At 64.0% G+C, this 10,375-nt stretch carries 11 protein-coding genes; all 11 read left to right on the top strand.

Annotated elements, in window-relative coordinates:
• Positions 1 to 128 (top strand): zinc ribbon domain-containing protein (locus tag AB1576_10200; GenBank protein MEW6082126.1); only part of this gene is annotated, 128 nt, incomplete at its 5' end.
• 108 nt (positions 129 to 236) lie between these two features.
• Positions 237 to 881, top strand: coding sequence for a hypothetical protein (locus AB1576_10195; protein MEW6082125.1), 645 nt, complete (start codon positions 237 to 239; stop codon positions 879 to 881).
• A 493-nt stretch (positions 882 to 1,374) separates the two neighbouring features.
• Positions 1,375 to 3,456 carry a sigma-54-dependent Fis family transcriptional regulator gene (locus tag AB1576_10190; GenBank protein ID MEW6082124.1) on the top strand — a complete coding sequence of 694 codons (2,082 nt, stop codon included), beginning with the start codon at positions 1,375 to 1,377 and terminating at the stop codon, positions 3,454 to 3,456.
• 171 nt (positions 3,457 to 3,627) lie between these two features.
• Positions 3,628 to 4,149, top strand: coding sequence for a DUF2889 domain-containing protein (locus tag AB1576_10185; GenBank protein MEW6082123.1), 522 nt, complete (start codon positions 3,628 to 3,630; stop codon positions 4,147 to 4,149).
• Positions 4,146 to 5,327, top strand: coding sequence for a thiolase family protein (locus AB1576_10180; GenBank protein MEW6082122.1), 1,182 nt, complete (start codon positions 4,146 to 4,148; stop codon positions 5,325 to 5,327). The genes AB1576_10185 and AB1576_10180 overlap by 4 nt, the downstream gene beginning before the upstream one ends.
• Positions 5,328 to 5,340: 13 nt before the next feature.
• Complete coding sequence (locus AB1576_10175; GenBank protein ID MEW6082121.1) at positions 5,341 to 6,192, top strand: 3-hydroxyacyl-CoA dehydrogenase family protein; 852 nt, start codon at positions 5,341 to 5,343, stop codon at positions 6,190 to 6,192.
• Positions 6,193 to 6,208: 16 nt separating this feature from the next.
• The gene (locus tag AB1576_10170; GenBank protein MEW6082120.1) at positions 6,209 to 6,517 is read left to right on the top strand and encodes a 3-hydroxyacyl-CoA dehydrogenase family protein; all 309 of its coding nucleotides are present in this window, start codon (positions 6,209 to 6,211) and stop codon (positions 6,515 to 6,517) included.
• 14 nt (positions 6,518 to 6,531) lie between these two features.
• Positions 6,532 to 7,311: an enoyl-CoA hydratase-related protein gene (locus AB1576_10165; GenBank protein ID MEW6082119.1), complete on the top strand. Its 780-nt coding sequence runs from the start codon at positions 6,532 to 6,534 to the stop codon at positions 7,309 to 7,311.
• Positions 7,312 to 7,323: 12 nt separating this feature from the next.
• Positions 7,324 to 8,475: an acyl-CoA dehydrogenase family protein gene (locus tag AB1576_10160; GenBank protein ID MEW6082118.1), complete on the top strand. Its 1,152-nt coding sequence runs from the start codon at positions 7,324 to 7,326 to the stop codon at positions 8,473 to 8,475.
• 1 nt (position 8,476) lies between these two features.
• A complete protein-coding gene (locus AB1576_10155; GenBank protein ID MEW6082117.1) occupies positions 8,477 to 9,223 on the top strand; it encodes a hypothetical protein in 747 nt (248 codons plus the stop codon).
• Positions 9,224 to 10,333: an FAD-binding protein gene (locus AB1576_10150; GenBank protein ID MEW6082116.1), complete on the top strand. Its 1,110-nt coding sequence runs from the start codon at positions 9,224 to 9,226 to the stop codon at positions 10,331 to 10,333.
• Positions 10,334 to 10,375: the final 42 nt, after the last annotated feature.

Below are 10,375 nucleotides of genomic sequence, written 5' to 3'. Positions count from 1 at the left end.
TGCCGTTGTCGGAGAGGGTTTTCAGTTGTCCGTGTTGCGGTATGGTTTTAGGCCGTGACCACAATGCCGCGCTAAACATTTTGGGTTTGGGAAGGCAAGCCCTGGGCCTTTGCCCTAGAAGCCCCTGAATTCATTCAGGGGAGCCTTCACCGGACTTCCTGCTCCCAGCGGGAGGGGCTGGCGGCTACGCCAGGCGGCCCAGGGGCCCCCTGTACCGGGGCATCGCTGTCCTCATCTTGACCTACGGCTTCACCCATGCATTCGGACTAGCAGGGGCGCTGGGGCTCGCCTTGGCCGCCGCAGCACTTCACACATGCCTGGAATTCCTCACCCGGGCCCTGCTGAGAGCCAGGACCCGGACCTCCCTCCTTCACCTGGCGGTTCTCCTCGCTGAACACGCTGTCTACGCCTACTGGCTGGGGCTCCTGTGGCGCGGGTTCTCCCCGGCGCTCGACCCGGACATAGTGGCCTTCTACCAGCGTATCATACCATTCCCTGGGATCACCGGCCTCCTCCTGGATCCGGGGGCGCTTGAGAGGGTTGCCGCCATAGCGGTGGTGTACGCCTACTGCGTCACCGGTGGCGCTGTCTTCATTCGAGAGGTTCTGGACTGTACATGCGGCCGGGAGGTAGCCGTGTCAGCGGCCGCCGGCTCCCTCAGCCTGGGGGCATACATAGGTATGCTGGAGAGAGCCCTCCTCCTGACCCTCTTATTACACGGGTCACTAGTGGCTGCGGGCTTCGTATTAACCGCTAAGTCCATAGCAAGGTTCCAGGAATTGAATGACAGGAGGTTCGCCGAGTACTACCTGATAGGCACCCTATCAAGTATGCTTTTGGCTGTCGCCTCCGGGCTCGTGCTCCAGGGCCTCCTAGACTAGGAACGCTGGCTGGGGAAGGCAGCGCCGCCAGCAGCTCCACATCCATGGAACCCCCCGCGCGGTCTACCTTCAAGTTACGGGTAGAGGTCCAGGGGGGGCCTCATTGTGAGATACACTCGAGTACGACCCGAAGCCTTTCTTTAAGAGGGGATCTGATCCTGGTAGTCTCTACCGCGCGGGGGTTACCACGGGCTTCGGGTTCGTGAACCCGGGCCCCAATAGTGGAGAGGTCCTGGAGGGATGTCCCCGGGGGCTCATGGCCTTCGGTATCTGGGTCTACGGGTCGGCCACGGGCTCTGGCTTCCGGGTGTAAGTGAGGGCCAGCGAGGGGAAAAGAGGCCGCCATCCTGGAGGTGGCGGGAGGCGCGCTCCTTTTGAGCCTCGGCCTGCGCAGGGGCAGGAGACGCCAGGAAGACCCGTCCTGGCACGCGCAGGAATCCCCTATCCCCTCCTTGAAACTCTACCCATGAACTTCTTTCTGGGGGGATGGCCTTTGCTGGTCAAGGAGATCATGTCCCAGAAGGTGGCCCTGCTCCAGCCCGGGGACACTATGAGAGACGCCCTGGCGCTCTTCCAGGCGACAGGGCTTGACGCCGCGCCTGTGGTGGATGATGACGCCAGGATCCTTGGCATTTTCACTCGCTCCCGCCTCTACCAGGGCCTCTTGGAGACAGGCAACCTTGACGGGGGCGTGGGGAACTTCATGAAGACCGGGGTAATCACGGTGGACCAGAACACGTCCTTCGAGACCGTGGCCCAGAAGGTCAAGACCACCGAGGTAGGCCAGGCCGTGGTGACTACGGGGGATGGCCGTATCGTTGGCATGCTCACCAAGGCCGATGTCATCCGGGGACTCCTCTCCCAGAAGGACCTCCTCCTGGGGGAGCTAGGCACCGTCCTGGACTCTATGCACAACGGCATATTCGCCATCGACCAGCAGTGTACCATGACGATTCTCAACCCTGCCGCAGAGCGATGCCTGGGCCTCAATGCTGGGGAGGCCCTGGGAAGGCCAATCCAGTCGGTGCTCCCCGAGAGCGACCTCCCCGAGGTGCTGGCGTCAGGGGAGGCCAGGGTTGGCCGGAAGCAGTCCCTCAGGTCAGTCACCGTGGTGTCCAACAGCACCCCCATCTGCGTGGGCGGGATCATAACCGGGGCCACCACCATATTCCAGGACCTCACGGAATACGAGGCTGTGGCCAGGCGCCTAGAGAGCGTGTCCGGCCTTCACAAGACCCTGGATAACATCCTGGCCCTGGCCTACGAAGGGATAGTGGTGGTGGATGGTAAAGGTGCCATCACCATGGCCAACAAGGCCATGGCGGACTTTACCGGGCTCTGCCAGGAGGCCCTGGTGGGCCAGCCCGTGTCCAGTGTGATGGACGGGACCTGCCTCCCCATGGTGGCCCGCACGGGGACCCAGGAGCTGGCCCAAGTGCAAGTAGTCAGGGGTCGCAAGGTCCTGGTCTCCTGCCTTCCCATCATTGAGGAGGGCAGGGTGTCAGGTGCGGTAGGCAAGATCACCTTCCGGGGCCTGGAGGAGATCAGGGAGATCGCCCGGCGCATCGAGACTCTAGAGTCCCGGGTTGCCTACTACCAGGAAGAACTCTCCCGGTTCACCCGGGCCAGGTACACCCTGGACCACATTGTCTCGGCCAGTCACGAAATGGCCCGGCTCAAGGAGGAGGCCCGCCGGGCCGCCATGGGCAACTCCACAGTGCTCCTCCAGGGGGAGACCGGCACAGGCAAGGAACTCTTCGCCCAGGCGCTTCACAACGCAAGCCCCAGGAGGCTAGGACCCTTCATAAAAGTAAACTGCGCTGCCATACCTCCGGACCTCCTTGAGTCGGAGTTCTTCGGATACGCCGAGGGCGCCTTCACTGGTGCCAGGAAGGGCGGTAAGCCCGGCAAGTTCGAGCTGGCCGACGGGGGAACCCTCTTCCTGGACGAGGTTGGGGACATGAGCCCAAACCTGCAGGCCAAGATCCTCAGGGTACTGGAGGACCGGGAGTTCGAGAGGGTCGGGGGCACAGAGGTAGTCCGGGTTGACGTCAGGGTAATAGCCGCCTCCAACAGGGACCTTGGCCAGCTCGTTGCCCAGCAGGCGTTCCGGGAGGACCTCTACTACCGCCTCAACGTGGTCGCCCTCACTATCCTGCCCTTGAGACACAGGAAGGAGGATATACTCCCCCTGGCCAACCACTTCATTGAGAAGCTGAACCGGCAAATGGGAATGGAGATCAGGGGGGTTTCCCCCGATGCCCTCTCCGTGCTCCAGGCCCACGATTGGCCGGGGAACGTCAGGGAGCTGGAGAACGCCATCGAGAGGGCGGTGAACCTGGGCGCGGCCTACATGATAGAGAGGGACCACCTGCCGGCCTACCTGGTGAGCGCGACGCCGGTCACTGGCGGTGAGCAGGCAGGCTACCGGGCCTCGGTGGAGGCCGCGGAGAGGGATGCCATAGTGAGGGCCCTTGAGGCCTCAGGCGGCAACAAGAGCCTGGCCGCCAGGCACCTGGGCGTGAGTCGCTCAACCCTGTACCAGAAGATGCAGAGACTGAGCCTGAAGACCTGAAGAGAGCCCTGCCCCCATCCCGGTGTCCGGCATTGCGGACAGCACTGTCCGCTCTTCCGGACATACGTATTCCCCCCTCATTGAACCCCATGGCCCTGGCCAGGAATTGCGCCTGGTGTCACAAGGCACAACTCTTGCATAACCTTCTGGCAACCTAAGGGGGGTGTCCGGGTGCTTCTTTGCCGCTCAAAGGTGATCACTGCCCGGGAGGTCCGGGAGGGGGAGTTCAGCCTCAACGGCCACCTGGAGGACGAGGACCACGTCATGGATGTCCAGCTGGTCATCCACTCAAAGACCCGGGAGGTGCTTTCTGCCTATGCCTGCATGGGGAAGGTGCCCTACGGCTCCCTGTGCCGGCGCGCGGCCTCACAGGTGTCAAGCCTGGTGGGCCTGAGGGTGGAGCCCGGGTGCTACCGCCAGGTGTTCCGCCTCCTGGGCGGTGAGGAAGGCTGCACCCACCTGGCGGAACTCAGCCTGGATGCCTTGAGGGCCTTCCTTCCAGCCTGGGCCAGGAAGGAGAGGGAGACCCTCACCCGGGCCCTTCAAGGGCAGGGACTTTCCCCGGCCCAGGTCGATGAGCGGGTCTCAAGGCACTTCATGGAACTTGGACGGGCACTCTTGCCGGGCACCTGTGTGGTCTACGCGCGGGGAGACGGGTCCCCGCCAGGAGTGAAAGGAGGGAGTGAGGAGTGAAACCCATTGTCTTGGCGGGTTTCTGCAGGACCCCTGTGGGCAACTTCGGTGGTGCCTTCAGGGAGATGAACAGCACGCAGCTGGGCGTGGTCGTGGCCAGGGAGGCCCTCCAGCGGGTTGGCATCGAGCCCCGAGACCTGGATGAGGTGGTATTCTCCAGCGGGGGCCACCCCACGAAGGAGGCAAACCTTGGAAGGCAGGTGAGCCTCTTTGCGTCCTTCCCTTACGAGATACCCGCCTTCAGCGTGCAGCGCAACTGTGCCGGAGGGCTCCAGGCGGTAACCAGTGCTGCCCAGGCCATCAGGGCCGGCGACGGGGAGGTGATCTTGGCGGGAGGGGCCGAGAACATGAGCAATGCCCCCTACGAGGTTTACGGGGCCAGGTGGGGCCTGAGGCTCCGCCACGCGGCCTTCGAGGACAGCCTCTGGACGGGTCTCACTGACCCCTACACAGGCCTGATAATGGGGCTTACCGCGGAAAACCTGGCTGAGAGGTACGGGATTACCCGGGAGGAGCAGGATACCTGGGCTGTGGAGAGCCACCGGAAGGCGTTCACGGCTGCCCGGATGGGGAGGTTCAAGGACGAGATCGTCCCGGTGGAGGTGCCCAAGCGCCGGGGGCCGGCAGAGGTAGTCAAGCAGGACGAATCCCCAGTGGCGGGCCTTTCCCTGGAGAGGCTTGCCCTGGCGGAGCCCGTATTCAAGAAGGACGGCACCGTTACCGCGGGCAACTCCTGCCCCATCAACGATGCCGCCTCCGCCTGCGTGGTGGCGAGTGAAGAGGCGGCGTCCAGGCTGGACATCAAGCCCATGGCCTACCTTCGTTCCTGGGCCTACGCAGGGTGTGACCCATCCATCATGGGCATCGGCCCGGTCCACTCCACCCGGAAGGCACTGGAGAAGGCAGGGCTCAAGCTGGAGGACATAGACCTCATGGAGATCAACGAGGCCTTCGCCGCCCAGGTTATCGCATGCCAGAGAGAGATGGGCTTTGACGTTGACAGGATCAATGTCAACGGAGGGGGCATTGCCCTGGGCCACCCCATAGGCGCCACAGGGCTGAGGCTCCTGACCACCCTAGCCCACGAGATGGCGCGAAGGGGGGCCCGCTACGGCCTGGCCACCCTGTGCGTTGGGGGTGGCATGGGGGGCAGTGTGATACTGGAGAGGAGAGAGTGAGGGAGGGGGACCCATGTACATCTTCAAGGCAGGAGTCGTGGGCGCGGGGGCCATGGGCGCCGAGATCGCCCAGGTGATTTCCTGGAGCGGGCTGCCTGTGGTCCTGAAGGATGTCAACCAGGAGATGCTAGACAGGGGGCTGGACCGGATCAGGGGGATATACCAGCGAAGGATCGCCAAGGGGAGGATGACCTCCTCAGAGATGGACCAGAAGATGTCCCTGATCATCCCCACCACCTCCTACGGGGATTTTGCCGCTGTGGACCTGGTGATTGAGGCTGTGCCGGAGAAGATGGAACTCAAGATGGCGGTATTCAAGGACCTGGACCAGGCGACCCCTCCCACTGCGCTCCTGGCGTCCAACACCTCAGCCCTGAGCATCACCAAGATGGCCGAGGCTACGTCCAGGCCCCAGAGGGTAGGCGGGCTCCACTTCTTCTACCCTGCCAGCTTCATGAAACTGGTGGAGGTCATATCTGGTGAGCATACCTCTGAGGAGACCATGGATACCCTGGTGGAATTCGCGGAGGGACTCAGGAAGATACCCGTGAGGGTCAAGGAGTGCGCGGGGTTCCTGGTCAACCGCATACTCCTTGCTGCCATGGCGCAGGCCCTGAGGTTCCAGGAGGAGACGAGTGTCCCAAGGGAGGAGGTCGACGGGGCCATCAAGGCCAAGGGCGGCGTTCCCATGGGGCCTTTCACCCTTTCAGATACCCTAGGGCTTGACGTGGTACTGGACGTCGCCGAGACGCTTGAAAGGGCCTACGGTGAGCGGTTCTCCCCCAGTGAGACCCTGGTGAACCTGGTGAAAGAGGGCAAGCTGGGGGCCAAGACAGGGGAGGGGTTCTTCAAGTACACGGGCTGAGATAGGAGGGGTCAAGGTGGAGGAGGCCATGGAGGCATTGCTGGTGGACCGGTTTCGCTACGCAGGCCTGGCCGAGGCCTGCCGGTGCCTGGAGGAGGGCGTGGCCAGCGCCAGGGACATTGACCTGGCCATGCTGGCGGGCGCCGGGTACAAGGAGGGCCCGCTGGCATGGGCCGACGGTGTAGGTCTCGATGTGGCGCTGGAGAGGATGAATGCCCTGGAGGAGTCCCATGGGGAGGCCTTCCGGGTGCCCCAGGTTCTCAGGGACCTTGTGTCCCGGTCTTCCCTGGGCAGGAAGACCGGCCGTGGCTTCTTCGAGTACTGAGAGGGGGATGACCTGTGGAGTATTCAACGTTGAAGGTGAGCAGGGAGAGCCCACTTGAGGTGATAACCATAGACAGGCCGCCGGTAAACGCCCTGAACGGCCAGGCCATTGAGGAGCTGGGCCATGCCCTGGGGGAGGTCCTGCGGGAGCCCTCGGTGAAGGCTGTGATAATCACCGGTGCTGGCCAGTACTGCTTCGTGGCAGGAGCAGACCTCGGGCAGTTCCTGGAGATGGGGCCCGAAGAGGGCCAGCAGCTTATCCAGAAGGGCAAAGAGGTGTTCGATACCATAGAGACGATGCCCAAGCCCGTGGTGGCGGCCATCAACGGTGTCTGCCTAGGGGGCGGGCTGGAGATGGCCATGGCCTGTGACGTGAGGGTGGCTGCGGAGGGCTCCCGCATGGGGCAGCCGGAGATAAACTTGGGGATCATCCCGGGTTGGGGGGGCACCCAGCGGCTTTCCAGGCTGGTGGGGAAGACCAGGGCCATGGAGATGCTCCTGACGGGAGATATGATCAAGGCCGCGGAGGCCCTGAGGTTTGGGCTGGTGAACAAGGTGGTACCTGACAACGAGCTCATGGCCCACGCGAAGAACCTTGCCAGGAAGCTGGCCATGCAGGCCCCCAGGGCTGTGGCAGCCATAAAGGCTGTGCTCTGGGATGGCCTCGGGGCCTCCCTCCCCGAGGGACTCAGGCTGGAGACGGAGGCCTTTGTCAAGGTGTTCCAGAGCAGGGACGCTCGCGAGGGCATAAACGCCTTCCTGGAGAAGCGAAAGCCTCAGTTCACAGGGGAATAGGGGGCGTAGCAGGTGGACTTCTCACTGCCTGAAGAGGTAGAGATGCTCAGGCGCATGGTGAGGGACTATGTGAAGAAACGGCTGGAGCCCCTGGTCCAGTGGGTGGAGGAGGAGGACGAGATCCCCGGGGAGATAGTCCGGGAAATGGCCCAGATGGGTTTCTTTGGCCTTCCCTTTCCCGAGGAGTACGATGGCGCGGGGGTAGGGGAACTCGGCTACTGCGTGGTCATGGAGGAACTGGCGGCAGTGAATTCGGCCTACGGCAACCTCATCGGGGCCCACACAGGCATAGCCGCCTGCTCCATCTTCCTGGACGGCACCGAGGAACAAAAGACCCGGTACCTCAAGCCCATGTGCCGCGGGGAAGAGATCGGGGCCTTTGCCCTCACCGAGCCCAACGCTGGGTCCGACGCGGCTGCCATTGAGACATCGGCGCGCCGGGAGGGGGACCGCTACTACCTGAACGGGTCCAAGATATGGATAACCAACGGGGACATAGCTGATGTCGTCGTTGTCTTCGCCGTCACAGACAAGTCCCTGGGGCCCAGGGGGGGAGTAAGCGCCTTTATCGTAGAGAAGGCCTTCCCAGGTTTCCAGGTGGGCACCGTCGACAGGAAGATGGGCCTCAGGGGCTCCCATACGGCGGAGCTGGTGTTCAACGAGTGCGAGGTGCCCCGGGAGAACGTCCTGGGGGAGGTGGGCTCTGGCTTCCTCACAGCCATGAAGGCCCTGGACTTCGGCAGGATAGGGCTGGCCGCAGGTGCGCTGGGGGCCGCCCAGAAGGCCCTGGAGATGAGCATCCAGTGGGCCAGGCAACGGGTGCAGTTCGGCAAACCCATAGCCGAGTTCCAGGCCATCCAGTGGATGCTGGCGGACATGGCTGTGCAGATCCATGCTGCCCGGCTGATGACATACCACGCGGCGTCTTTAGTGGACGCCGGGCAGAAGGTGTCCCGGGAGGCTGCCATGGTGAAGCTCTTTGCCAGCGAGATGGCGAACAAGGTCATCGACAAGGCGCTCCAGATCCACGGGGGCACGGGCTACATGAAGGAATACAGCCTGGAGAGGATGTACCGGGATGCCAGGATCCTCCCCATCTACGAGGGCACCAACGAGATCCAGAGGATGGTAATAGCCAGGGATCTGCTAAAGGCGGGGAAGTGAAATGAGGGTATGTGTCTCTTGGAGGGTGGCGCCCTCCCCTGAGGGAACCTTCTTCTCGGCTTCCAGGGGCCAAGTGGATGTGTCCGGGGCAGAGAGGGGGATTTCCCAAGCGGACCGTTCTGCGCTGGAACTGGGACTGGGGCTGGGCGAGGTGACGGTGGTTTGTGCCGGGTCCCCTGAGGATGAAAGGGTGCTCCGCCTAGCCCTGGCCCTGGGTGCCTCTAGGTTGACCAGGGTATGCGCGCTCCTTACGCAGGAACAGGAACACGACCCCCTGGTGGTGGCCAGATTGCTTGCTGGCGCCCTCCGGGAGGAGGGTCCGGACGTGCTCCTCTTCGGTGCAGTCTCACCGGACATGGGCAGGGGGGCGGTTGGTCCCATGACCGCGGCGTGCCTGGGCTATCCCTTCATCGGCGGGGTGATGTCAGTGAGCGCTGAGGGTGACGGCCTCAGGGTGGAGGCGGCAAGCGGCCGGGAGAAGGTTGTGTTCCTGGCCTCCCTCCCCCTGGCGCTGGGGGTGAGTCACAGGGCGGCTGAACCCAGGCACCCGGCACCGGTCCGGGTGATGCAGGCCATGAGGGCCCCAGTGAAGGTCATCTCCCGAGAGGTGCCCGGGACCCCGCTGAGGGTGAAGGGTTACGGCAGTCTGAAGTCCAAGGCAAGGCTCCTGGAGGCCCTCCCTCCGGGGACCCCTGAGGAGACAGCACGGAGCCTGTGGGTGCTTCTCAGGCAAAGGCAGGTGCTCTAGGTGTCCGAGACGCTGGTAGTGAGGGAGCGCTGTGACGGCTGCGGGGCATGCGTGCCCGCCTGCCCCTTCCTGGCCATAGATGTGATCCAGGGGAGGGCTGTAGTAGCCGAGATATGTAACGGGTGCGGGCTCTGTGTCCCGGCCTGCCCGGTATCGGCCTTGGTGATGCCCGGGGAGAACATGGCCGCGCGGGGGCCGGGCGACTTCTGGGTCCTGGCCCAGGAGGGGCTCTCCGCTGGGGCCGTGAGGCTCTTTGGGGACATGGCCCGCGAGGTGGGGGCGAGGGTTATAGTAGTGGCCCTGCCAGGCTTTGAAGAGAGCGCCCTTGCCGGGTCGGGTGCCAGCGAGGTCCTGCGTATCCCCCGCTCGGGAAACCCCGCGGAGGCCTTGGCTTTGGCCGTCAGGGACAACTCGCCCAGGCTCTTTGCGGCAGTGGCAGTGGGGGAGGCCTTGTGGCTCATGCCCCAGGTGGCGGCCTTAGCCGGCTTGCCCTGCCTCAGTGGGGCCAGGCAAGTTGAACTCTCCTACGGCGAGGAGGCCTGCGAGGTGACGAGGCCCCTCTTCGGGTCCAGGTACTGGGTGCGGATCCGGGCACCCTTCGAGCCTTGCCTCTTTTTGACGCTGGATCCCAGGGGCCCCAACCCACCGCTCTCAGGGCTTCCCGGGATGGATGGCTTCCCATGGCCCTTCACGGTGCTGGACAGGCAACCTTGGGACGCTCGGCCACCCCTTGCCGAGGCCCAGGTAGTGCTGTCCGGGGGTGAGGGGCTCCCCCAGGAGGGCTTCGCCATCCTCGAGGAAACCGCAGCCTTGCTGGGCGGTGCCCCTGGCGCCTCCAGGGAGGCGGTGGCAAAGGGCTTGGCCCCGCAGGAGTGGCTGGTGGACACAGCCGGGGGGAAGACCGTGTGCCCTGACCTGTACATGGCCTTCGGCATCGAGGGGTCCCCCGGGCACAATGGGGCCGTGGAGGAGTCCAGGGTAATCGTGGCCGTGTCCCCCGGGGAGAACAGTAACATAAGGGGGATATGCGACTACTTCGTCCTGGCGGACCCCATGGCGGTACTAAGGGCCTTTCACCAGGTGGGGAAGGAATCCCGGCCGGGTCGTTGAACTACTAGAGATGGCTTACCGGGGCACAAGGGAGCCCAGTAG

The organism is Bacillota bacterium, assembly GCA_040754315.1.
Taxonomy (GTDB): domain Bacteria; phylum Bacillota; class Sulfobacillia; order DUSP01; family JBFMCS01; genus JBFMCS01.
The sequence above is the reverse complement of the archived record's forward strand: the minus strand, read 5'-3'. Positions and strand labels throughout refer to the sequence as shown.

Coding starts and splice junctions, on each gene's coding strand:
- AB1576_10175 (MEW6082121.1), top strand. CDS start 5,341: ATGTACATCTTCAAGGCAGGAGTCGTGGGCGCGGGGGCCATGGGCGCC.
- AB1576_10155 (MEW6082117.1), top strand. CDS start 8,477: ATGAGGGTATGTGTCTCTTGGAGGGTGGCGCCCTCCCCTGAGGGAACC.